The organism is Nocardia transvalensis (assembly GCF_015477765.1).
In the GTDB taxonomy this organism is placed as follows: Bacteria; Actinomycetota; Actinomycetes; order Mycobacteriales; family Mycobacteriaceae; genus Nocardia; species Nocardia transvalensis_A.
Genome location: NZ_JADLQQ010000016.1, coordinates 160,881 through 183,128 on the forward strand (window position 1 = coordinate 160,881; position 22,248 = coordinate 183,128).

Sequence of the window (22,248 nt, forward strand, 5' to 3'; positions counted from 1 at the left end):
CTGTTGTTCGGCTCACAACGAGTCGGGTCGACAGCACTATGCAGTTGTTTCACCTTGCCGTCGCCGAGAATTCGTGCAGCAGTCAACCTATTTGTCGCAAATTGAGCGCAATTTCGACGCACCGGTTCGGATCGGATTGTACGAATCGACCCAATAGACCGAATTCAGCGAGTGGTGTAAGCGCCGCCATTCACATTCAGCACCTGACCGGTGATGTGCCGGGCACCGGGCGAGGCGAGGAAATGCACCGCCTCGGCAATATCGGCCGGTTCGCCCGCACGCCCGGTGAAGGTGCTGGCGATCAGAGCTTGCTTGCGTTCCTCGGTGAGCCTGTCGCGGAAGAATTCGGTCTCGCGGATGTAACCCGGAGACACCACGTTCGACGTGACGCCGCGAGGGCCGAGGGTGCGCGCGAGGTCCACGTTCCACGAGGCCAGTGCGGCTTTGGCCGCACCGTAGGCGTCCGCGCCCTGATCGGCCGCGATGGAGCCCACGTGCACCACGGCACCGCCCTCGGGAAACAGGTCCGAGACGGCCCGGGTGGTCAGCACCGCGCCGACCAGATTCGCGTTCAGATTGGCCCACCACCGCTCGGCCACCGCGGTCAGGCCGTCGCGTGCGGGCAGATCGAAATCGGTGTTGCCGCCCGCATTGTTGACCAGCACATCGACCCGTTCCGGAAGCCGGGCCACCAGCGCCTCGATCTGCTCGGGGTCGGCGTGGTCGCACGGCACCGCGCGGGCACGCTCACCGAGGGTCGCGACGGCCTTGTCCAGGACCTCCGCCCGGCGGCCGGTGATGAAGACCGCGTCTCCGTCGGCGACGAAGCGGTCGGCGATGGCGTATCCGAGGCCGGTCCCGCCGCCGGTGACCAGCACTGTGCGCGTCATCAGATATTCCTCCCACAGGTTCATTTAGGTCTAAACGTCCGTCACCCACTGTAGTCGTTTAGGTCTAAACTGCAAGACCGGAACCAGTCACGCACAGGAGGTACGAGATGGCGGCCACCGCCGACGACACCGATACGGCCGACGAGATCGCCGCCGCCTGGGATCGGGAGCGGCCGGGCACTCCGACCGAATCGATCGGCATCGTCACCCGGCTGTGGCAGTTGGCCAAGCTGTTCGGTGAGGACCGGCGGCGCGTGCTGGCGGCCGCCGGAGTGGATGCGGCCACGTTGGATCTGCTCAGCGTGCTGCGCCGCAGTTCGCCGCCCTACACACTGAGCACCCGGGAGTTGACCCGGCGCACGTTGGTGACCGCCGGGGCGATCTCTCAGCGGGTGGCCCGTGCCGAGCGCGACGGCCTGGTGCGCCGCCGCACCGATCCGCACGAACGGACCGTCTGGGTGGAACTCACCGAGGCCGGGCACGAGGTGGTCGAGCGCACCGTGGATCTGGTGCTGCGCCGCGAACTCGAACTGCTCGACACGCTGGACGCGGACCGGCGTCGGCAGTTGTCCGAGTTGCTTCGCATCTTGCTGCGAGATGTGCAGGCCCGCACCGGTAATCAGGGCCTCACCCACGTCGGCGAGTCATCGGTCGACTGACCAGCAGCGATCCACTGCGCACAAGATCACACGACGCACACGAATATCGTTGCCGATCAGAAACATTGGGCGTGCAGTATGGCGCCGTGGCTTCGCTCCCACCGAAAGACCTTCTGCTGCAGGCCTGCCGCGGCGTGCCGCCCGGCGACGACGTCGTCCTGCAATGCGCGTGCCGGCTGGCCGAGCTGCACGAGCAGCGGCTCACCGTCGCCGCCGACGTCGCCGAGATCGATCGGCACCGGGCACACCTGGTCCACGACATCGATCGGTGGGTCGCCACGCAATTACCGCCCGCGAGCCGGGGTGCCCGCTTACACACCGAAACGGTGGGGACGGTGATCGATCGCCTCGCGCAGTTCTCCGCGCTGGCCTATCTCGCCCTGACCACGACGCCGGACTGGCTGGTCCGCGATGCCTGGCGGCGGCTGTCGGAACTGGCGTTCGCCTACGACGACCTCGCCGCCGAGGTGAGCGCGGGCCTGTGCCGCCTGCCCGACTTCAGTGGCAATCGCGAATACGAGCATTGACAAGGTGCTGCCGGCGACGCGCAGGGGGTTGCGTCGCCGGCAGCGGGAAAGTGGTCCTCGTCTTCCGAGATCCGAGTGTGGTCCGGCCACCTGAGGACAGGCCGCAATCCACCTGAGAACCAGCTGATAGTCGCCTACGGCGGCGCCGCGAGGGGATAGCGCCGCCGTAGGCGGGGGATGGACGGACCAGGGCAGTTGATCCGTCTCGGAGGCATCGACATCGACAAGCCTGCTCCCGCAAGCTCGAGACCTGCCGTGACCCAGCCGTGAATCAGCTGTCAGCCGGTCGGCCCGGCGACCGTACATCCGGGTGGAACCAGCGTGCCGTCGAGCATCTGGTCGACCCACTCGGGCACCGCGGGTACCGCGACCGCGCCGACGAGGAAGTGCTCGCCGGGGAAGGGCGCCAGTCGAACCCGCGCGCCCTCGTGGCACCAGCTGTCGTAGAGGTTCCGCGCGCCCTCGTAAGGAATCCAGAACTCGCCTCGGCCGTGGTAGACCAGCACCGGAACCTTGGGTGGGCGCGCACCGAGTTTGTTGTCGGCCACGACCTTTCGCACCACCGGCAGCTGGGTCGGGTCGGGAACATCGGTGAGCTGCTCGATGCGAATCGGGATGGCACCCAGCGCGGCCTCGGCGCCGACGCAGAGATCCCGGAACAGATGCGCCAACCGCCACCCGTTGTCGTTGAGCAGCGACAGCAGCTCCGGATATTCGCGCCCGAGGCCCAGCGTCGCCCCCAGGAAGATGCCCGATCCGACCGGAGTCCCGTTCATCGTCCGCACCAGCATGTCGTAGTCGGCCGGGGTACCACCGATCATCGCCCCTGCCAGGTGCAGATCCGGCGCATAGTCGGGCGCGATCTGGGCCGCCCAACCGGTGGCGATGGCACCGCCGGAGTATCCGCTGAGCACCACCGGAGACTCCGGCGTCAGCTCGGATACCCCGAGGTGGACCGCCGCCCGTGCGGCATCGAGCACCGCATGTCCGCCCATCACCCCCGCGGCGTACGCCTCGCGCGGCCCTTCGTGATCGGGCACGATCACCGCGTAATTGCGGTTCAGCAGCAGCTGAATCGACAGCTGGTCGGCCGAGAAGCCATGGGCGAGCTGATACGACGGGGCGCACCAGTGGCCGAGCGAGGAGATCGGGATGTTGTAGGACACCAGCGGCCGTGCCCCCGCGTCCGTCCACGCCGCCCGCGGCAGCACCAGGGTCGCCACCACGGGCACCGGATTGCCCTTGCTGTCGGTGGATCGCACCAGCAACTCGATCGATCGCACCGGCGTGGCGAACCAGGACTGCACCGCCCGGGCGCGCAGTAGCGTTCCGGGCGAACGCCTTTCGAAACCGTGCGGTGGTGTGTAGAACGCGTCGGGCAGCGGCGTCGGCAGCACCGAGGCGAGTTCGTGCGGTGGGTCGACGAATTCGCTGACCGGATCGGTATGGCCCGCCGGTGCCGACACGGCCAGCACGCTCAGCAGTGCCACCGTCCAGAACCGGACGATCCCCCGCTGTCTGCTCGCCACGTCCCGATCACTCCCGATGTGTCCACGCGCGCAGCGGCGCATCCGTCGATCGACAGTCGATCTCGACCGGCCCGCGAAAACGGTGAGTAGGCAGGTCGGAGGGTCGGCGCCAGCCTCTCATACCCTCCGGTCGGTTTCGGGATTTCTACTCCGGCGTGGCGGCGGTCGATCCGGGTGGTAGCAGGGCACGCACGGTATCGATCGTGTCGGCGTCGGCGGGCTCCTTGTCCGGGCGGTAGCGGACCACTCGGGCGAAGCGCAGCGCCACCCCGCCGGGATAGCGGGGACTGATCTGCACGCCGTCGAGGGCGATCTCGACCACCAGTTCCGGCCACAGGTAGACCGTGTACTCGTCGCGGGAGCGTTCGTGGCGCGGGAATTCGGCGGTCTGCCAGTGCAGCAGCGCGTCGGTGAGCCCCTTGAAGGTCTTGCCGACCATGACCGGATCACCGCCCTGGGGGTCACGAGCACCCAGGTGCAGATTCGACAGATATCCGGTCCGGCGGCCGTATCCCCATTCCGCGCCGAGCACGATCAGGTCCAGCGTGTGCGACGGCTTGATCTTCTGCCAGGCCCGCCCGCGCCGACCGGCCGCATACGGTGCGGACAGCGATTTGATCACCACGCCCTCGTGCCCGGCGGCCAGCGCGCCGTCGAAGTATTCGGCCGCGGCCTCTGCATCCGGGCGGATCAGGGCCGGAATGCTGTGGCCGCCGGCGACCCTGGTCAATGCGGCGCGGCGCTCGCTCAGCGGCGCGTCCAGCAGGTCGACGCCGTCCAGGTGCAGGCAGTCGAAGAAGTACGGGTGCAGGAGCAGCTCGCGCGTCGACGAGACCGCGGGCGGGCGCAGCGCCCTCGCCGTGTCCTCCGGGACCGACGCGGGCACCGCGGCGGCGGGATCGGACAGGGCGAAACGACTCATCGTCTCCTGGAACGGCCGCGGCCGCCCGGAATCGGTCAGCGCCAGCGTCTCGCCGTCGAGAACGACGCTCTCACACGGTAATTCGGCGACCAACTGCACCAGCTCCGGAACACCGGCGGTGATGTCGCGCAGTGTGCGGGTGAACACCGACACCTGGGAACCCTTGCGATGCACCTGGATTCGAGCGCCGTCCAGCTTGTGTTCCACGCTGACGTCGCCGCCGAATTCAGCGAGCGCCTCATCGAGCGCGGCGCCGGGCGAGGCGAGCATGGGCTGGATCGGGCGGCCCACCTCGAGCCGGAATTTCGCCAGCGCCGCCGCGCCGCCGGTCAAGGCGGCCGCGGCCGTCACCGGCAGCTGCCCGGACAGCATGTAGGCGCGGCGGACCTGCTCGACCGGCACCTCGGCGGCGGCCGCGACGGCCTCGGCGACGATCGCGGTCAGCGCGCCCTGGCGCAGCTCGCCGGTCAGCAATCGGATCAGGAAGTCCCGCTCGTCGGCGGTCGCCGCGCCCAGCAGCCCCACCAGCAGCTCCCGCCGTCGCGCCGCCGAGCCGGCACCGGCGGTCGTCGCGAGGTCGGTGAAGGTGCGATCGACCGCCGCCACCGTCAGGCTCGCCTCGGCGGCCGGATCGACCGCGATGGTGGTCAGCGTGCGCCAGCCCGTCCCGATGCGCCCCTGCAGCAGTTCCCCCGACACCCACGCCACCACCGGCGCGAGCTCGTCGGGCCCCGCCTGCGGCAACAACGCCGCCAGCGTGGCGATCTTGGTCTTGCGCGAGGAGGTCGCCCGCACGGTCTGCGACGCCTCGACGACTTGCGAGAGCAGCACGAATCGACCGTAACCCCGGGGTGTGACATATCGCGCAGCGGTGCTGCTAATCCCGTTATTGGCAAAGCTGCGAAACCGCTCATAAACTGGACATATGGCCAAGACTTACGTCGGGGCCCGACTTCGCCAGTTACGCACCGAACGAGGGATGAGTCAGGTCTCGCTCGCCAAGAAGCTGGAGATCTCGGCGAGCTACCTCAATCAGATCGAGCACGATGTGCGCCCGCTCACCGTACCGGTACTGCTGCGCATCAGCGAGGTGTTCGGGGTCGACGCCAGCTTCTTCTCCTCCCAGGACGACACCCGGCTCATCGCCGAACTCCAGGAAGTGGTGATGGACCAGGAGCTCGGCATCGAGGCCGACGCCCAGGAGATCGCCGATATGGTGTCGGCGCATCCGAGCCTGGCGCGGGCGATGGTGAATATGCACCGCCGCTACCGCAACACCACCGCCCAGCTGGCCGCGGCCACCGAGGACCGCTTCTCCGACGGCAGCGGATCCGGGGCCATCTCCCGTCCGCACGAGGAGGTGCGCGACTTCTTCTATCAGCGGCAGAACTACATTCACGAATTGGATACCGCCGCCGAGGAACTCGCCACCCGCATGCGTTTCCACGGCGGGGATCTCAAGCGCGAGATTGCCCGTCGGCTCACCACCGCGCACGGCGTGCAGATCGTCGAGCGCATCGACCTCGGCGAGGGTGTGCTGCACCGCTTCGACGCACAGGAGCGGCGGCTCGAGATCGCGCCGTACCTGTCCGGCGGGCAGCGGGTGTTCAAACTCGCCGCGGAACTGGCCTATCTGGAATGCGGCGACCTGATCGACAAACTGGTCGAGGAGGAGAATTTCGCCTCCGAGGACACCCGCAAACTCGCCCGGCTGGGACTGGCCAACTACTTCGCCGCGGCCACCGTGCTGCCGTATTCGTACTTCCACGAGGTGGCCGAGGATTTCCGCTACGACATCGAGCGGCTGTCGGCCTTCTTCACCCAGAGTTACGAGACCATCTGCCACCGCCTGTCCACCCTGCAGCGGCCGAAGCTGCGCGGCGTGCCGTTCTCGTTCGTGCGGGTGGACCGGGCGGGGAATATGTCGAAACGCCAGTCCGCCACCGGATTCCACTTCTCCTCCTCCGGCGGCACCTGCCCGCTGTGGAATGTGTACGAGACCTTCGCCTATCCGGGCCGGATCATGACGCAGATCGCCCAGATGCCCGACGGCCGCAAATATCTGTGGATCGCCCGCACCGTCGAGCGCCGGGCCACCCGCTACGGCGAGCCGAGCAAGACCTTCGCCATCGGTCTGGGCTGCGAATTGCGCCATGCCAGCCGCGTGGTCTACGCCGACGGCCTGGACCTCAACGACCCCAAGGCCACCCCGATCGGCGCGGGTTGCCGCGTCTGCGAGCGCACCAATTGCCCGCAGCGCGCCTTTCCCCCGCTGGGCAAGTCGCTCGACATCAGCGAACATCGCAGCTCCATCTCGCCCTATGTGCTGCGATAACGAGGCGGCCGAGATCGTGTACGCCGCGGGTTCGCCCTGTTAGCGTAAGGCATGGCGTCGAAGGAGCCGCGGATCGCGCCGGGTCGGCTGCGTGAGCTGGGCCCGATCAATTGGGTTGCGTGGCAGGCAATTTCCCGGGCGGCGGGCACTCCGGACGCACATTTGTTCAGCACGCTCGGTCGAACCGGAGGATTGTTCCGGGGCTGGCTGCATTATTCGGGTCGGCTGATGCCGGGCGGAAAACTGCGGCGCTACGACACCGAATTGGTGATCCTGCGGGTGGCGCATCTGCGCCGATGCGAATACGAAACCGATCACCACATCCGGCTGGGCAAGCGCGTCGGCGTCACCCAGGAGATCCTGGACCGCCTGCGGATCGGTCCGCAGGCCCCGGGGTGGTCGGACCGGGAACGTGCCTTGCTCACCGCCGTCGACCAACTCGTGCAGACCCGCGATATCGACGACGCCGCCTGGGCCGACCTGGCCAGGCACTTCGACGAACGCCGCCTCATCGAAATCGTCCTGCTGGTCAACCAATACGAGGGCCTGGCCAGCACCATTACCACCCTCCGCATCCAAACCGATCACTGAGTTGTCGGCCCCCTCTGGTAACGATGGAAGCATGACGACGCTCGGTGTTGCATTTCGTCCCCAGAATCCTCCGGAGCGGTTGCGGGAGGTGGCTCGTGTCGCCGACGACTCGGGCCTGGAGGAGTTGTGGATATGGGAGGACTGCTTCTTCGAGGGCGGCGTCGCTACCACGGCCGCCGCCCTGGCGTGGACCGAGCGGGTGCGCATCGGGGTGGGCGTGTTCCCGGTGCCGCTGCGCAATGTCGCACTGGCCGCGATGGAGATCGCGACCGTGGAGCGAATGTTCCCCGGCCGGGCGATTTGGGGTGTGGGCCACGGGGTTCAGGAGTGGATGGGTCAGGCCGGCGCCCGCGTCGACTCCCCCGTGAGCCTGCTGCGCGAATACCTCGATGCGCTACGGCGACTGCTCGCGGGTGAGCGACTCATCGTGAAGGGCCGCTACGTCCAACTCGACGACGTCGCCCTGGACTGGCCCCCGGCGAGCGCTCCGGCCATCCTGTCCGCCGCCACCGGCCCGCGCACGCTGCGCTTGGTCGGCGAGGCCGCCGACGGCGTCATCCTCACCTCGGGCACCACCGTCGAGGGGCTGCGCAAGGCCGTCGAGTTGATCGGCGAAGGGCGTGCCGGTCGCACCGACGATTTCCGTGTCGTGGTCAATCTGGCCGTCGCGACCGGCCCCGGCGCGGCCGCCCGGCTCGAGGCAGACCTGCGGCAGATGGGCCGTGAGGACATCAGTGGCCTGGGCGTCGCCGGTGACGAGCACGCGGTCGCGGACGCAATCGCCCGCTTGGTCGAGGCCGGAGCCGACTCGGTCACCCTGCAACCCACCGCCGACGAACCGGACCCCACAGGCTTCGTACGCTTCGTTGCCGAGAAGGTCCGGCCGCTGGTTCCCTAGAGATTTCGCTGCTCGATGAACACGGCCAAGCCGTCGAGGACGCGGGCGAGGCCGAAATCCCAGGCGTGGTCGGCGTTGTAGGCGCTGTCGTGGGCCTGGCCGGCGGCTGAGCCGACGCGGGCGGCGAGGGGGTAGCGCCCGGGGTCGAAGACGCGGGCCAGGACGGGGGCGGTGCGCTCCCACCACTGCTGATCCGACATGCCGCTGGCGGTGGCGGCGCGTTCGGTGTCGATGGCGATGCGGGCGACCGAGGTGACGAAGCCGAGGACGTAGGTGAGGGCCGCGTCCATCTCGACGTCGCCGAGGCCCAGGCCGTCGAAGGCACGCAGTTCGTGGTCGTACTTGGCAGCCACGCCGGGCCCGAGCGGCGGACGGGTCGTCGGCACGTAGGCGACCCAGCGGTGCCGCATCAGCATGTCGCGGTTCTCGGCGGCGATCGTGGAAACCCGCTCCCGCCACGGCATTCCGTCGAGATCGGCACGGGGCATCTGCCGATACACGCTGTCCAGCATGAGATCCAGCAGCTCGGCCTTGCCCGGCACATAGGTGTAGGTGGCCATCGGGGTGAGCCCCAGCTTCGCGGCCACCGCCCGCATCGTCAACGCCTCCAGCCCGTCGGTGTCGGCGATCGCGACGGCCGCCGCCACCACCTCGTCGACACTGCTGCGCTGCTTGGGCCCTCGACCCGAACCGCGCCCGGGCTCGCGCCAGAGCAACTCCAACGTCCGCGCCGGATCGCCCGCGCTACTGCGCTCCCCGCCGCCGCGCGCCGTCACCGGCCGCGACCGGCTCGTCTTCCCAGGCCCTTGCCGGCCATCCGCCGCACCCTTGTCCACCGGGTCACCTCCGCACCGATCGTATCGGCGTGACCATGCTCACACCGCCCCGCGGGGAATTTCTCTACAAAGTACAGCGTACTTAGTATAGAGTTGAAGCGAACCACCGAGGAGGCCCCATGAACATCACCGCATCCGCCATTTCCCTGAACGTCCCCGATCCGGATGCCTCGGCGAAGTTCCTCACCGAACATTTCGGCTTCGAGGTCCAGATGTCGGCCGACGGCTTCGTGTCACTGACCCGGCCCGACGCCGGTTTCAACGTCATCTTCCTGCGCACCGGCCTGCCGACCTTCAAGCCCGCCCGCATCGCGGGCGCCGCGGGCGAGGGTCTGCTGGTGGCGTTCGTCGTCGATGACATCGATGCCGAATACGAGCGGGTCCAGCGCGAGGGCGTGCCGATCGAAACGCCGATCGAGACCGAGGAGTGGGGTGAGCGCTATTTCCAGACGCGCGATCCCAACGGCATCGTCATCCAACTGGTGCAGTGGATGACGGAGTCGTGAAACGGCGCAGGCGTTCCCGGCCGGAGCCGGGAACGCCTGCCTCATCCCATCCCATGAAGCGCGCCGCATCGCTGTGGACGGCGCATCGTCCGGCTACCCGGCGAGGGCCGCTCGAAACACCTCCACGGCAGCCGTCGAGGGGCGCCCGATCAATTTCTGCAGATCGCCACCGGTGACATCGAGAAATCCGCCGGCCACACCGGCGGCATCCGAATCGGCAAGGACGCGAGCGTAATCGGCGGGCAATCCGGCCCGCTCGAGCGCGGCGGCGTAGCCGTCCTCGGGGACGTTCTCGTAGCGCACCGGCTTCCCCGATGCCTCCGAGATCACCCCGGCGATCTCGGTATACGTCAGCCGCTCGTCACCACCGAGCTCATATACCTGCCCGGCATGCCCGTCGGTGGTGAGCACCGCCGCGGCCGCCTCGGCGTAGTCCGCGCGCGACGCGCCCGCGATTCGGCCGTCACCGCCCGCACCGTAGAGCACACCCGATGCCACGGCACCGGGAACGCTGTGCTCGTAGTTCTCCCAGTACCAGCTGTTGCGCAGCAGGGCGTAGGGAACCGCCGATGCGGCGAGCGCGGCCTCGGTCTCGCGATGTTCCTTCGCGAGGATCGTCGGATTCTCCGTGGCGCGCGGAATGCTGGTGTAGGCCAGCAGCCCGACACCGGCGCGCTCGGCCGCCCGGATGACGTTGGTGTGCTGGGCGACTCGCGTCCCGAACTCGTTGCCGGACACCAGCAGCACCCGGTCCACTCCGGCCAGCGCCCGATCCAGCGCCGCGGCGTCGTCATAGGACGCCTGCCGGACCTCCACACCCCGCTCGGCCAGATCGGCCACCTTGGCCGGATCACGAACGATCGCGACGATCGGCCCGGCCTGCCGGCGCAGCAGCGCCTCCACGACGAGACGGCCCAGCTGCCCACTGGCCGCGGTGACGGCGACGGTCATGACTTACCTCCAGAAGAGTATGCGTAGTACCTACGGAACATGTAGCACTAACTATTCGTTAGTACATGATATTCCGGCACTACTAGGCAGATCGGTAGCATCACCACCATGAGCACTCGGCACATCCGTCCGGCCGACGGCGCCGATCCGACGCTGGAGGCCGACGTCTTCGCTCGAAACTGCACCTCACGACCGGTCCTGCAGAACGTCGCGAGCCGCTGGGGCGTACTGGCCCTGGTCGCCCTGCGCGAGGGGCCGTACCGGTTCAGCGCCCTACGCCGCCGCGTCGAGGGTGTGAGCGAACGCATGCTCTCGCAAACCCTGCAATCCCTCGAGCGCGACGGCATGATCCACCGCGAGGTCGTTCAGGCCATCCCCCCGCGGGTCGAGTACACCCTCACCGACCTCGGCGCCCAGGTCGCCGAACACCTCGAGGCGCTGATCGTCACCTTGGAGACGAATATGGACAAGATCGCCGAGGCCCAGGCCGCCTACCACCGCGAGTAGGCGAATCAGCGCGGGGCAAAAGATCCCGCTACTCCCAGGGCCCCCACTCGTCGGTCGTGATCGAGACGCCGAACGGATCCGGCAGCTCGATCGTCTTTGACTGGTTGGCTGTCATCGTATGCCCGGCGCTATCGAAACAGCCAGCTCGAGCCCACAGACGCACCCCTTGTGACAAAAAAAGATCCCGGCGAAAAGCATGCCGGGATCTTCGGGTCGGCTCGCGCCGGGATCTTCGGGTCGGCTCGCGCCGGGATCTTCGGGGTCGGCTCGCGCTGGGATCAGAAGTTGATCATGTGTCCCGCCAAGCCGTGGAAGGCCTCCTGCAAGGCCTCGCTCAGGGTCGGGTGGGTGTGGACGTTGCGGGCCAGCTCGTTGACCGTCAGGTCCCACTTCTGGGCCAGGGTCAGTTCGGGCAGCAGTTCGGAGACGTCGGGGCCGATCAGGTGGCCGCCGAGCAGTTCGCCGTACTTGTTGTCGGCGACCAGCTTCACGAAGCCGGTCGGATCGCCCAGGCCGTGGGCCTTGCCGTTGGCGGTGAACGGGAAGGTGGCTACCTTGACGTCGTAGCCCTCGTTGCGGGCCTGCTCCTCGGTGAGACCGAAGCTGGCGACCTGCGGCTGACAGAAGGTGGCGCGCGGCATCATCCGGTAGTCGCCCAGCGGCAGGGTCTCCGCGCCGGCGATGGTCTCGGCCGCGACCACGCCCTGGGCCTCGGCCACGTGGGCCAGCTGCAGCTTGGCGGTGACGTCACCGATGGCGTAGATGTGCGGCACGTTGGTGCGCATGTAGTCGTCGATGGCGATGGCGCCGCGCTCGGTCAGCTGCACGCCGGTGTTCTCCAGGCCGTAGCCCTCCACCCGCGGTGCGAAGCCGACGGCCTGCAGCACCTTGTCGACCGTGACGGTCTCGACGTTGCCGGACTTGTTGTCCTTGATGCTGACGGTCACCTTGGTGCCGTTGTCCTCGATGGACTGCACCGAGGCACCGGTGGTGATGGTGATCCCCAGCTTCTTGTACGCCTTGGTGATCTCCTTGGAGACGTCGGCGTCCTCGTTCGGCAGCGCCCGGTCCAGGAACTCCACGATGCGCACGTCGACGCCGTAGTTCTTCAGGACGTAGGCGAACTCCATCCCGATGGCGCCCGCACCCACGACGAGGATCGAACCCGGCAGGTCGCGGGTCATGATCTGCTCTTCGTAGGTGACCACGTTCTGCGACAGCGAGGTGCCGGGCAGCAGCTTGGTGACCGTGCCGGTGGCGATGATGACGTTGTCGAAGGTGATCTGCTCGGTGCCACCCTTGGACAGCTCGACCGACAGCGTATTGGCGTCGGTGAAGGTGCCCTTCCCGTCGTACTCGTCGATCTTGTTCTTCTTCATCAGGAAGTGGACGCCCTTCACGCGGCCGTCGGCGACCTTACGGCTGCGATCGAAGGCGGCGCCGAAGTCGAAGCTCGCCTCGCCGGTGATACCGAACGTCTTCGCTTCCTTGGTGAAGATGTGCGCCAGCTCCGCATTGCGCAGCAGCGCCTTGGACGGGATGCACCCGACGTTCAGGCACACGCCACCCCAATATTTCTGCTCGACGATCGCTGTTCGCAGGCCGAGTTGAGCGGCGCGAATCGCGGCGACATACCCGCCGGGACCAGCACCGAGAACGACGACATCGTAGTGGGAAGTCACGACCTCGAGCCTAACGCAGTCACCGATTGCCCCGCTTGCGGCGTCGCAATCGTCATCTCCACACCCGGCCCGCCACCCGCAGGAAGTTCCCACCGAAGATCGCCCCGGTGGCGGCGAGGGCGGTGGGGCGTGGGCAACAATGGCATCCATGAGCGCCGTCGACGAACAGCCGAGCGACCCGTATCTATGGCTGGAGGAGGTGACCGGCGATCGGGCCCTGGAGTGGGCGCGTGCGCACAACGAGGTGGTGGTCGAGCGCTTCGCCACCTCGGACCGGTTCTCCGCGCTGGAGCACCGCATTCTCGGCATGCTCGATACCGACACCCGGATTCCGTACCCCACCCGGCGCGGGGCGTGGCTCTACAACTATTGGCGCGATGCCGAACATCCCAAGGGGCTGTGGCGGCGCACCACCTTCGACGAGTACCGCACCGACAATCCGCGGTGGGAGGTGCTCATCGACCTCGACGCCCTGGCCGCGGCCGAGGACGAGAACTGGGTGTGGGGCGGCGCGGCGGTGCTGCGCCCGGAGCAGTCGCTGGCGTTGATCAGCCTCTCGCGCGGCGGCGCCGACGCCAAGGTGGTCCGCGAATTCGACATGGTCACCCAGCGGTTCCGGGAGCCGGAGGACGGCGGGTTCTATCTGCCGGAGGCCAAGTCGCAGATCCGCTGGATCGATGCCGACACCGTCTATGTGGGAACCGATTTCGGCCCTGGCTCGCTCACCGACTCCGGATACGCCCGCATCGCCAAGCGCTGGAAGCGCGGGACGCCGCTGTCGGAGGCCGAGACGGTCTTCGAGGGTGAGCCCGGCGATGTGCTGGTATCGGCGGGATACGACCGCACTCCCGGCTACGAGCGGCACTACGTCGCCCGCGCCACCGATTTCTTCAACGAATCGGTGTACCTGCTGGAGGACGACGGCACCCTCCGCCACATCGACGTGCCCAGCGACGCCTCGGAGTCCTGGTACAAGGACTGGCTGCTGGTGCGGTTGAAGGCACCGTGGGAGGTGGGCGGCCGGACCTACCCCGCGGGTGCGCTGCTGGCGACGGATCTGCCCCGATTCCTCGACGGCGCACGGGATTTCGAGGTGGTGTTCACCCCGGATTCACACACCTCGCTGCACGGCTACGGCTGGACCGAGAACCATCTGCTGCTGATCACCCTGGAAGACGTGCAGACCAAGCTGTACGTGGTCTCCCCCGGCGAAAAGCGTGCCGGGGGAACCAAGAATAAGGAGCGTGCCGGGGGAACCAAGGATGAGGAGCGTGCCGGGGGAACCAAGAAATGGCGGCGGGAACCGCTGGCGGACACGCCGCCGATGGCGACCACCAATGTCATGAATCTGGATCCGCTCGAGGGTGGCGACGAATTCATGCTCACCACGAGTGGTTTCACCACGCCCGCGACCTTGCTGGCGGGATCGGTGGGCGGTCCGACCGAGCTGCTCAAACAGGAGCCGGAATTCTTCGACGCCGAGGGCCTCGAAACCGAGCAGTTCTTCGCCCGCTCCGACGACGGAACGATGGTGCCGTACTTCGTGATTCGCCACCGCGACCGCAAGGGCGCGCCCGGGCCGACGGTGATGTCCGGTTACGGCGGTTTCGAGGTCTCCCGCACTCCCGCCTACAGCGGCGTCTCCGGAATGGGCTGGCTGGAACGCGGCGGCACGTGGGTGATGACCAATATCCGCGGCGGCGGCGAATACGGCCCCGAATGGCACACCCAGGTGCAGAAGGCCAACCGGCACAAGGTCTACGAGGATTTCTCCTCGATCGCCAAGGATCTGGTGGCGCGCGGCATCACCACCGCACCGCAGCTGGGAGCGGTGGGCGGTAGTAACGGCGGCCTGCTCATGGGCGTGATGCTCACCCGCTACCCGGAACTGTTCGGCGCCATCGTCTGTCAGGTGCCGCTGCTGGATATGAAGCGCTACCACCTGCTGCTGGCGGGTGCCTCGTGGATGGCCGAGTACGGCGATCCGGACGATCCGGCGGAGTGGGAATACATCGCCGAGTACTCCCCGTATCAGAACGCGCGCGCCGACGCCGCCTACCCGCCGATCCTGCTGACCACATCGACCCGCGACGACCGGGTGCATCCCGGCCATGCCCGCAAGATGGCCGCGCTGCTGGAGGAGCAGGGCCACACCGTCTGGTACCACGAGAACATCGAGGGCGGCCACGGCGGAGCCGCCGACAACAAGCAGCTGGCGTTCCAGGCGACGCTGATCTACGAGTTCTTCACGCAGATGCTGATCGAGGACCGCAAGGGCAGACGCCTATAGGTCGCGGATCCACTTCTCGATCCGGTCGATCGTCGACTGCGGGTCGACGATCCAGCCATTGTGGCCCAGCGACTCCGGCTGATGCCAGGTGGTGATGCGGGCGTTCGCCAGTTTCTCCAGCAGATGCGCGGCCGAACCGGGTGGCGTGTAGTCGTCGCCCTCGACGGTGATCGACAGGACCGGCAATTTCAGCCGCGCGATCCGCTCCTCGTAGTCGATATCGGCCCCGGCTGGGGCGAAGCGGCCGGTGCGGGCCAGGCGCGCCCAATCCGAGATCAGGACCTTCGACTGACGGCCGAATCCCCCGGCGGTGATGCGGTCGCCGGGCCAGAACCCGGCCAGGTTGGCGGTCAGCGAGATCGCGGGCGCACCGAGCCGCATCGCCGAGCCGACGATTCCGCCGTAGCCGCGGTAGTAGGGCGTGCCCGAGGCGATCAGGATCAGCCCGCCGAGCCGGCCGCGGATGCGGGCGGCATACATGGTCGCGAGCTGACCTCCCAAGCTGTGCCCCAGCAGGATCGGCGTGCTGTCCGGGAAGCGTTCACGCACCACCTCGAACATCGCCGGAAAGTCGACAGATACCAGCTCCTGATAGCCATATGTGCTGCTCGCACTGGGTTTGGGCCGACTGTCACCATTACCGCGCAGCTCCCCGATCGCCACATCGAACCCCCGAGCGGCAAGCTTGTCGGCGAACAGCTCGTAGTAACCCCCCGGCACCCCCAACCCCGGAATCACCACGACCACCGCCCGCGGCGCATCCGCGGTAATCGCATGCCGATGCACCCCCCGCGCCCCCATCAACCGCACCGGCACGGTCGACCCATCCGGCACCTGGATCCGAACAGTCTCCATGCCGGGCACGCTACTGGCACCCGCCGCTCCTTCGTCGCAGCGGGTAATGAGAGGGCCCGGCGGCACGCGGGCAATGAGAGAGCCCAGCGTCGCAGCGAGTAACGAGAGAACCCAGCGTCGCAGCGAGTAACGAGAGGGCCCAGCGTCGCAGCGAGTAACGAGAGAGCCCGGCGTCGCAGCGAGTAACGAGAGGGCCCAGCGTCGCAGCGAGTAACGAGAGAACCCAGCGTCGCAGCGAGTAACGAGAGGGCCCGGCGGCACGCGGGCAATGAGAGAGCCCAGCGTCGCAGCGGGTAACGGGAGGCCTGGCGGCACGGCGGGTAGCGAGAGGGTTTGGGCGACGGGTGGTCGGTGGGCGGTTCGCGTCAGAGGTCGGGGTTGGGTGTGGGGGTTCCCGTGCTGCGGGTGAGCAGGTCGTTCAGGCCGGTGCGGGTGGAGACCACTACCAGTTGGTTGCCTTCTGTCAGGAGGGTTTCCGGGTCGGGCTGCCATTCCAGTTCGGCGCCCACCGCGGGTTGCAGGGCGATGACGCGGGTGTGTTCGGGGTGGCCCGCGGCTCGGATGGGTTTACCTATCAATGCTGAGCCGGGCTCGACGGGGACCTCGGCGACCATCAAGGTGTCGTGGTTGATCGAGAGGGTGGCGATTACTCGGCGTTCGGCCATGGCGGCGGCGAAGCCGTCGGCGGCGAGTTGGAAGACGCTGCGGACCACGGTCTTTCCCAAGGTGCGCTGCACACGTTCGGCGAGATCGTCGTCGGACAGGCGCAGGACCACCTGTAGGTCGTCGCGGTAGGACTGGCCGAGCAGGGCGGCCTCCAGATTCACGGCATCGCTGCTGGTGAGCAGGACCAGGGCGCGGGCGCGCGAGATGCCGACGGCCTCGAGCGAATCCTCCCAGGTGGCCTGCCCGATCACCACCGGAACACCGAGCGTGCGCGCCAATGCGATACCGCGGGCGTTCTCGTCGTCGTCCAGGCCGACCACCTGCACGCCGAGATCGCACAGCTGCTCCATCACGCGGGAGCCGACGTTGCCCAGCCCGGCCACCACGACATGGTCGGTGAAATCGCTGGGGTCCGGGCCCAACTGCTCCGACAGCTGCGCCCGCAGCACCCCGCCCACCACCATCGCGGTGACGACGGGTGTCAGCGCCAAACCGGTGAATACGACACCCACCTGCAGCACCTTGAAGATCGCGGCGCGCTCGTACTCGGGCTGCGCGGCACCGGCCGCATCCAGCAGCGTCTCGTATATCGCGTCGCCCCAGGGATGTCCGATCGCCACCATCAGCACACACCCGAGCGTGATCAACCCGAGTAGCACTACTACCAAGCGAATCAGGTTGTTGCGAGCCAAATTTCGCAACATCCGCAGTATTCGGCTGCGCCGATCGGGCAGATAGGGCGCCCGTCCGGCCAGCGCGAGGGTCCGCCCCGCTCCCTTGGCCGGGGGCATCAGACGGATCTCACCGTCCGGTGTTTCGGCCAGCTCACACACCACCGTGCCGTCGGGTGTCTCCGAAGGCCCGCTGACATACAGCGTCCGTTCACCCAGCCGCAGATAGTCCAACGCCTTCTCACCCAGCGCGGCCGCGATGAACGACGGCGCGGCGATCTCGGAAATCGACAGCACCACGCAGTCGGCGAACAGCGTGCGAATGCGAAAGCCCAAGCCCGTGTTGAACATTCGGATCACCAGCCGGATCCGCGCATTCAGCTCGTAGGCCCGCAGCGCGGCGTGGAAGTTCTCCACATCCGCCTGATCGACCAGCGCCAGCGCCCGCGCCTCGGCGACCCCGGCCGCGCGCAGCGTCTCCTCGTCCAACCGCTCCGCGCACTGCACGCGCACCCGGTGCAGCCGCTCCAGCTGGGGCACATAGGAGCCGTTGCGGTTCGGTAGCACCACGGTTACCCAGGCGTCGGAGAACCGGGTGACCAGCTGCAGAGCCAGCTGATAGACGAGCGGATTGTCCCCGCACACAACGAAACTCGGGGGCGCGCCACCCGCCTGCTCGACAGTCACAGCAGTGATGCTAGAGCCGATCCGGTGACTGTGGCTATGCGCTCACGGCACCGATGATCACTCGCCGGAGCACGCGGATGACGTCGTCGAGCGGTTGGCGCGGTTGCGATCCGCTCCAGGCGTCGACGACGTAATTGACGGCCCCGATGATCGCGAGCACCCGCATTTCGTAGTCACCGGGCGGGATTTCCCCTTGTAGCGCGGCATCTTCGGCCGCGCCGGCCAGTAGCGAACCCCAGGCGCGACGCAGCTCCAGGCGGAATTTCTCCACCTTCGGTCCCGCGCCGACCACCTCGACCAGTGCGACCCGGGCCTTGCGCGGATCGCGTCCGATCGATTCGACATAGGCCCGCACGGCCGCATCGATGATGTCGACCGCGCTGCGGTCCGCGTTCTCGGATAGCGCCACCGCCACCGCTTCTCGCGATTCGCGGTCGATCTGTTCGTAGAGCTCGAGCAGCAGCGATTCGCGCCCGGTGAACTCCTCGTAGAACTGCCGTGAGGAGAGTCCGGCATCTTTACAGATGGCGCCCACCGAGCTGTTGGCATAGCCGTCTCGGGCGAACACCGTGAGTCCGGACTCCAGAAAACGCGCACGTCGCTGCCGTTGCCGGTCTTCTACGGGCTGCCCGGCGTACATCCTGCCCGCGTTCGTTTCCTGTGACATTGCGCGAGACTTTACCGAAGGGCCCGATCCCCTCGTCATAGATCGGGCTCTTCGGTGTGACCTCCGGCTTTCAGGTTGTTAGCCGGAAGTTGTCTCTTTGACCCGAAGCGAAAGCAAGCCTCTGCATCCGATGGGTCACTGACAATTTGCCGAATCGGACGATAGTCGATAGAGCCGGGCGAAGGGAAGGGTTTTTTGGAGGATTTTTTTAGCTATTATTTGGAAATTCTTACTCCTATGAGATCCGGCAACTCGGCCACCGAACCGAGGATGTGATCGGGTCCGGAGTCGGCGCCATCCAGTACGGCTGCCCGGAATTTGCCGGTACGCACCAACACGCCCGTCATTCCCACCCGTTGCGCGGCGAGAACGTCGGAATGCAGGTCGTCGCCGATCATCAGGATCTGTTCCGGCTCCGACCCCATCAGCGCGGCGCAGGTGCGAAAGCCCGTCGGAGACGGCTTGCCGACCACGGTGATTCGCCCCTGACCGGCCGCCTCCAGGCCGGGCAGATAGACGCCGGTATCGATCCGCAGTCCATCGGCTGTCGCCCAGGTCAGGCCGCCCTGCATGGCCACCACCGGAATGCCGTCGAGCATCAGCTCGGCCACCCGGCTCAGCGCCCGATGGGTGAATTCGTCTCCGGCGCCGCCCATTACGACGACCTCGGGGTCGTCCGGATCCTGGTCGAGCCCGGCCAGGTCGGCGTCGATATCGCCGTCATTGAGGACCCACACCCGGGCATCCGGATACTCTCGCTGGAGGTATTCGACGGTGAGCCGGGCCGCGGTGACGATCTCCTCGGTGCCGACCTCGATGCCTGCGCCGCACAACTTTTCGGCGATCTCGGCACAGGTCGCCGAGGTGGTGTTGGTGAGAAATGCCCGGCGCAGGCCACCGTCGCGAATGCGCCGCACGGCCTCGGCGGCCCCGGGGATCTCCTCCCACGAGGTCACCAGCACACCATCGATGTCGTACAGCACGCCCAGGATGTCCGACATAGCCCCAGCGTAGCGGTCCCGTGCGCCCGATCGTGGTCGATATGCTGGGCCGGGGCCGACTTCAGGAGGACTCGCCCGATGACCGTACCCACCCAGGTCGCCGTCTGCGGCCCCCGCGAATGCACCGCCGCCGACGCCGCGAACGCCCGCGCGGTGGGGCGCCTGCTGGCCGAGGCCGGTGCGACCGTCCTGTGCGGCGGGGGCACCGGTGTGATGGCAGCCGTGGCCGAAGGAGCCTCGCGCGCAGGCGGGTTGGTGATCGGCGTCCGTCCCGACACCGACCGATCGGCGGCGTGCGCGGGGCTCTCGGCAGTCCTCTACACGAATATGGGCGAGGCCAGAAACGCCATCCTGATCGAATCGTCCGACGCGGTCATCATTGTCGGCGGCTCGTGGGGAACGCTCTCCGAACTGGCTCTGGCCCACCGCCGCGGCGGTATTCCCGTTGTCTCCCTGGGAGGTTGGACGGTCCTCGACACCGCGGGCAACCCCATTCCGGCGGCCGTATCCGCCACCTCCCCCGCCGAAGCCGTCGCCATCGCCCTGGGCGCGCCGGACATTTCGGTCGAATAGCCGTGCCACAGTCCGCCCGCACACCCCGCCTGCGTCCCGACCTCGTCTTGGCGCAGTTGGAAGAGCATGCCGGAATCACGCTCGCCTACGACGGCCCCTGCCGTGGCGGTCAGGTGGGGGCCGCGTACGTTCGCTGGCCCGACGGCCACCGCTCGGTGCTGACCTGGCGTGGCCCCGGCGATCTCGGCACGGTCACGGAGGTCGAAGAACTACTCGGGATTGCACGATCGGCCGGAATTCCCGCACCGCATTATGAGCTGGTGCAAGAGCTGCCGTGCGGCTTCGCCATCGTGCAGGAGCTCCTGCCGGGAACGCCGCCGACCGAATTATCCACCGAGACAATCGAATCCCTGGTCGAACTGAACCGGCGGTGTCGTGATCTGCTGCGCGACCGGGACACTCCGCCGCCCGCACTCCATCTGACCTCGGACGGCCCCGGATTCTGTCTGCACGAGCCACTCGTCCACTACGACGAACGAACCGCCCGCCTACACCACCGAATTCACGACCTCGCCGCGCAACTCCCTCCGACTCTGGTCGGAGAAGACCTCGTGCACTTCGACTTTCATGCCGGAAACGTTCTCGTCACTGCGGACGGCTCCCTCTGCGGTCTCGTCGACTGGGACGGTGCCACCCGCGCCCACGGCCATCTCGACCTGGTCACTCTCCGCTTCGACCTCGCTCGCCACGCCCCCGGCCTCGGCCGCTCCCTCGACCCTGTGCTCGCCACCGACGCCACACCCGAAATAGCGGCCGCCTGCTGGGCCCACATGAGCCTCCGCCTGGTCGACTGGGCCATCCGCCATCACGGCCCCTCCGATGTCACCGCCTGGCTCGACATCTCCGACCGGCTGTGCCCGCTGTAGCGGCTCATCGGGAATTGCTGACGCGGGCCAAGGCGCGTTCGGCCTCGGCGACGACTGCCGCCACGATGTCCTCGGCGGATTCGACGGTGGTCACCAACCCCACTGCCTGGCTTGCCCATACGGGAACCACATTCAGGTCGTTGTGGTCGGCGGCAGCGCGGTACTCCTGTTGAGCCGTGGTGTCGGCGCGCAGTTCGTCGTCCCGGTCTCGCCACTGATCGAGGAAGGCATTGCGCAGGGTGCGGGCCGGGTACCGGCTCGGCCACGGGGCGCCGCGAGCGATGTCCAGGGTCCGGTTGATCTCGGTGTCCTCGCCTCGAGCAGCGAGCAGCGCCCTACTCACCTCGGCCGACACGATGGCCTCGTGACTGGCCTGAAACCGGGTCCCGATCAGGGCGCCCGCGGCACCGAGGGTCAACGCCGCGGCCAGCCCGCGCCCGTCCACGATCCCACCGGCGGCGAGTACGGGAATCGAGCCGGCCACGTCGACCACCGCCGGAACGAAAGACAGTGTGCCGATACCGTTCTGTCCGCAGTGCCCCCCGGCGTCGCTGCCCTGCGCGACGATGACGTCGGCTCCGGCATCGACCGCTCGCCGGGCCTCGTCGAGATCGGTGACCTGGAGAATCAGCTTGGCGTCGGAGTCGTGCACGCGCTGTGCGAACGGTCGTGGGTCACCGAATGACAGCATCACGGCCGCCGGTTCGAACTCGAGGGCGAATGCCACCGCATCGACGTCGATGGCCCAGGTGAGAAGGCCGATGCCCCAGGGCATTCGCGTCCTGGTGCGAGCGATATCCGCCTCCCGCCGGAGCCATTCCCGGTCACCGCTACCGGCACCGATCAAGCCCAGGCCACCGCTGTTGGCGACGGCCGCCGCCAAGGCCCCGCCTGCCTCCCCACCCATCGGGGCCGAGGCGATCGGATACCGAACGGACATGAGGTCAGTGAACGCGGTTTGCAGCACCATGGTCACGAGCCTGGCAGTTGTTCGACGGCCATGCCACTCCAGAAATGCGGAAGGCCCCCGACGTGTGTCGGGGGCCTTCCTGAACATTGTTCCGGCGGTGTCCTACTCTCCCACACCCTGGCGAGTGCAGTACCATCGGCGCTGGCAGGCTTAGCTTCCGGGTTCGGAA

Annotated in this window: 21 protein-coding genes; 10 read left to right on the forward strand and 11 right to left on the reverse strand. The window is 67.6% G+C overall.

The window, feature by feature from the left end; genetic code table 11:
* Window positions 1-164 precede the first annotated feature (164 nt).
* On the reverse strand, window positions 165-890 hold the full coding sequence (locus tag IU452_RS35675) for an SDR family NAD(P)-dependent oxidoreductase (protein ID WP_195113658.1): 726 nt from the start codon (window positions 888-890) through the stop codon (window positions 165-167).
* 107 nt (window positions 891-997) lie between these two features.
* On the opposite strand from IU452_RS35675, the gene IU452_RS35680 reads away from it, so the two are divergent.
* Together IU452_RS35680 and IU452_RS35685 are read left to right on the forward strand one after the other, a co-directional pair.
* Window positions 998-1,549 (forward strand): MarR family winged helix-turn-helix transcriptional regulator, encoded by a 552-nt coding sequence (locus IU452_RS35680; RefSeq protein WP_195113659.1) that lies wholly within the window; start codon window positions 998-1,000, stop codon window positions 1,547-1,549.
* 86 nt (window positions 1,550-1,635) lie between these two features.
* Complete coding sequence (locus IU452_RS35685; protein ID WP_195113660.1) at window positions 1,636-2,076, forward strand: DUF4254 domain-containing protein; 441 nt, start codon at window positions 1,636-1,638, stop codon at window positions 2,074-2,076.
* Between the two features lie 278 nt (window positions 2,077-2,354).
* Here IU452_RS35685 and IU452_RS35690 read toward each other — a convergent pair whose 3' ends face one another.
* Together IU452_RS35690 and IU452_RS35695 are read right to left on the reverse strand one after the other, a co-directional pair.
* Window positions 2,355-3,605, reverse strand: coding sequence for a lipase family protein (locus IU452_RS35690; protein WP_324193013.1), 1,251 nt, complete (start codon window positions 3,603-3,605; stop codon window positions 2,355-2,357).
* A 145-nt stretch (window positions 3,606-3,750) separates the two neighbouring features.
* On the reverse strand, window positions 3,751-5,358 hold the full coding sequence (locus IU452_RS35695; RefSeq protein ID WP_195113662.1) for an ATP-dependent DNA ligase: 1,608 nt from the start codon (window positions 5,356-5,358) through the stop codon (window positions 3,751-3,753).
* Window positions 5,359-5,452: 94 nt separating this feature from the next.
* Between IU452_RS35695 and ramB the strand changes: the two genes are divergently transcribed.
* From ramB to IU452_RS35710, 3 genes are read left to right on the forward strand one after another with little or no spacing between them, the layout of a single operon-like run.
* Window positions 5,453-6,862 (forward strand): acetate metabolism transcriptional regulator RamB, encoded by a 1,410-nt coding sequence (gene ramB, locus IU452_RS35700; RefSeq protein WP_195113663.1) that lies wholly within the window; start codon window positions 5,453-5,455, stop codon window positions 6,860-6,862.
* 51 nt (window positions 6,863-6,913) lie between these two features.
* Complete coding sequence (locus IU452_RS35705) at window positions 6,914-7,453, forward strand: carboxymuconolactone decarboxylase family protein (protein ID WP_195113664.1); 540 nt, start codon at window positions 6,914-6,916, stop codon at window positions 7,451-7,453.
* A gap of 31 nt (window positions 7,454-7,484) precedes the next feature.
* Entirely contained in the window at window positions 7,485-8,351 is an 867-nt protein-coding gene (locus tag IU452_RS35710) for an LLM class flavin-dependent oxidoreductase (protein WP_195113665.1), read from the forward strand.
* Here IU452_RS35710 and IU452_RS35715 read toward each other — a convergent pair.
* Window positions 8,348-9,127, reverse strand: coding sequence for a TetR/AcrR family transcriptional regulator C-terminal domain-containing protein (locus IU452_RS35715; RefSeq protein ID WP_195113698.1), 780 nt, complete (start codon window positions 9,125-9,127; stop codon window positions 8,348-8,350). The genes IU452_RS35710 and IU452_RS35715 overlap by 4 nt on opposite strands.
* A 179-nt stretch (window positions 9,128-9,306) precedes the next feature.
* On the opposite strand from IU452_RS35715, the gene IU452_RS35720 reads away from it, so the two are divergent.
* Window positions 9,307-9,693 carry a VOC family protein gene (locus IU452_RS35720; RefSeq protein WP_195113666.1) on the forward strand — a complete coding sequence of 129 codons (387 nt, stop codon included), beginning with the start codon at window positions 9,307-9,309 and terminating at the stop codon, window positions 9,691-9,693.
* A 93-nt stretch (window positions 9,694-9,786) separates the two neighbouring features.
* On the opposite strand, the gene IU452_RS35725 is transcribed toward IU452_RS35720, so the two are convergent.
* Entirely contained in the window at window positions 9,787-10,644 is an 858-nt protein-coding gene (locus IU452_RS35725) for an SDR family oxidoreductase (RefSeq protein ID WP_195113667.1), read from the reverse strand.
* A 108-nt stretch (window positions 10,645-10,752) separates the two neighbouring features.
* Here IU452_RS35725 and IU452_RS35730 point away from each other — a divergent pair, with 108 nt between their 5' ends.
* Window positions 10,753-11,151 (forward strand): winged helix-turn-helix transcriptional regulator, encoded by a 399-nt coding sequence (locus tag IU452_RS35730; RefSeq protein ID WP_195113668.1) that lies wholly within the window; start codon window positions 10,753-10,755, stop codon window positions 11,149-11,151.
* 278 nt (window positions 11,152-11,429) lie between these two features.
* Here the strand turns inward: IU452_RS35730 and lpdA are convergent, their stop codons facing one another.
* Window positions 11,430-12,833 (reverse strand): dihydrolipoyl dehydrogenase, encoded by a 1,404-nt coding sequence (gene lpdA, locus IU452_RS35735; RefSeq protein ID WP_195113669.1) that lies wholly within the window; start codon window positions 12,831-12,833, stop codon window positions 11,430-11,432.
* 148 nt (window positions 12,834-12,981) lie between these two features.
* On the opposite strand from lpdA, the gene IU452_RS35740 reads away from it, so the two are divergent.
* A complete protein-coding gene (locus tag IU452_RS35740; protein ID WP_195113670.1) occupies window positions 12,982-15,123 on the forward strand; it encodes a prolyl oligopeptidase family serine peptidase in 2,142 nt (713 codons plus the stop codon).
* Here IU452_RS35740 and IU452_RS35745 read toward each other — a convergent pair.
* From IU452_RS35745 to IU452_RS35760, 4 genes are all read right to left on the reverse strand, one after another.
* Complete coding sequence (locus IU452_RS35745; RefSeq protein WP_195113671.1) at window positions 15,118-15,978, reverse strand: alpha/beta fold hydrolase; 861 nt, start codon at window positions 15,976-15,978, stop codon at window positions 15,118-15,120. The genes IU452_RS35740 and IU452_RS35745 overlap by 6 nt on opposite strands.
* 365 nt (window positions 15,979-16,343) lie before the next feature.
* A complete protein-coding gene (locus tag IU452_RS39370; protein ID WP_195113672.1) occupies window positions 16,344-18,002 on the reverse strand; it encodes an NAD-binding protein in 1,659 nt (552 codons plus the stop codon).
* A 34-nt stretch (window positions 18,003-18,036) separates the two neighbouring features.
* A complete protein-coding gene (locus IU452_RS35755; protein WP_228819282.1) occupies window positions 18,037-18,669 on the reverse strand; it encodes a TetR/AcrR family transcriptional regulator in 633 nt (210 codons plus the stop codon).
* A gap of 215 nt (window positions 18,670-18,884) precedes the next feature.
* Window positions 18,885-19,670: an HAD-IIA family hydrolase gene (locus IU452_RS35760; protein ID WP_195113673.1), complete on the reverse strand. Its 786-nt coding sequence runs from the start codon at window positions 19,668-19,670 to the stop codon at window positions 18,885-18,887.
* 78 nt (window positions 19,671-19,748) lie between these two features.
* Between IU452_RS35760 and IU452_RS35765 the strand changes: the two genes are divergently transcribed.
* Together IU452_RS35765 and IU452_RS35770 are read left to right on the forward strand one after the other, a co-directional pair.
* Window positions 19,749-20,243, forward strand: a complete 495-nt coding sequence (locus tag IU452_RS35765; protein WP_195113674.1) for an LOG family protein — start codon at window positions 19,749-19,751, stop codon at window positions 20,241-20,243.
* 2 nt (window positions 20,244-20,245) lie between these two features.
* Window positions 20,246-21,109: a phosphotransferase gene (locus IU452_RS35770; RefSeq protein WP_324193014.1), complete on the forward strand. Its 864-nt coding sequence runs from the start codon at window positions 20,246-20,248 to the stop codon at window positions 21,107-21,109.
* A 4-nt stretch (window positions 21,110-21,113) separates the two neighbouring features.
* Here the strand turns inward: IU452_RS35770 and IU452_RS35775 are convergent, their stop codons facing one another.
* The gene (locus IU452_RS35775) at window positions 21,114-22,079 is read right to left on the reverse strand and encodes an NAD(P)H-dependent flavin oxidoreductase (protein ID WP_195113675.1); all 966 of its coding nucleotides are present in this window, start codon (window positions 22,077-22,079) and stop codon (window positions 21,114-21,116) included.
* Between the last annotated feature and the right edge of the window lie 169 nt (window positions 22,080-22,248).

Bases quoted from the DNA above. Each gene is read 5' to 3' on its own strand.
- IU452_RS35755 (WP_228819282.1), bottom strand. From the start codon at position 18,669: ATGTCACAGGAAACGAACGCGGGCAGGATGTACGCCGGGCAGCCCGTA.
- IU452_RS35760 (WP_195113673.1), bottom strand. From the start codon at position 19,670: ATGTCGGACATCCTGGGCGTGCTGTACGACATCGATGGTGTGCTGGTG.
- IU452_RS35765 (WP_195113674.1), top strand. From the start codon at position 19,749: ATGACCGTACCCACCCAGGTCGCCGTCTGCGGCCCCCGCGAATGCACC.
- IU452_RS35680 (WP_195113659.1), top strand. From the start codon at position 998: ATGGCGGCCACCGCCGACGACACCGATACGGCCGACGAGATCGCCGCC.
- IU452_RS35705 (WP_195113664.1), top strand. From the start codon at position 6,914: ATGGCGTCGAAGGAGCCGCGGATCGCGCCGGGTCGGCTGCGTGAGCTG.
- IU452_RS35720 (WP_195113666.1), top strand. From the start codon at position 9,307: ATGAACATCACCGCATCCGCCATTTCCCTGAACGTCCCCGATCCGGAT.
- IU452_RS35775 (WP_195113675.1), bottom strand. From the start codon at position 22,079: ATGGTGCTGCAAACCGCGTTCACTGACCTCATGTCCGTTCGGTATCCG.
- IU452_RS35730 (WP_195113668.1), top strand. From the start codon at position 10,753: ATGAGCACTCGGCACATCCGTCCGGCCGACGGCGCCGATCCGACGCTG.
- IU452_RS35675 (WP_195113658.1), bottom strand. From the start codon at position 890: ATGACGCGCACAGTGCTGGTCACCGGCGGCGGGACCGGCCTCGGATAC.
- ramB (WP_195113663.1), top strand. From the start codon at position 5,453: ATGGCCAAGACTTACGTCGGGGCCCGACTTCGCCAGTTACGCACCGAA.
- IU452_RS35710 (WP_195113665.1), top strand. From the start codon at position 7,485: ATGACGACGCTCGGTGTTGCATTTCGTCCCCAGAATCCTCCGGAGCGG.
- IU452_RS35745 (WP_195113671.1), bottom strand. From the start codon at position 15,978: ATGGAGACTGTTCGGATCCAGGTGCCGGATGGGTCGACCGTGCCGGTG.
- IU452_RS35725 (WP_195113667.1), bottom strand. From the start codon at position 10,644: ATGACCGTCGCCGTCACCGCGGCCAGTGGGCAGCTGGGCCGTCTCGTC.
- IU452_RS35740 (WP_195113670.1), top strand. From the start codon at position 12,982: ATGAGCGCCGTCGACGAACAGCCGAGCGACCCGTATCTATGGCTGGAG.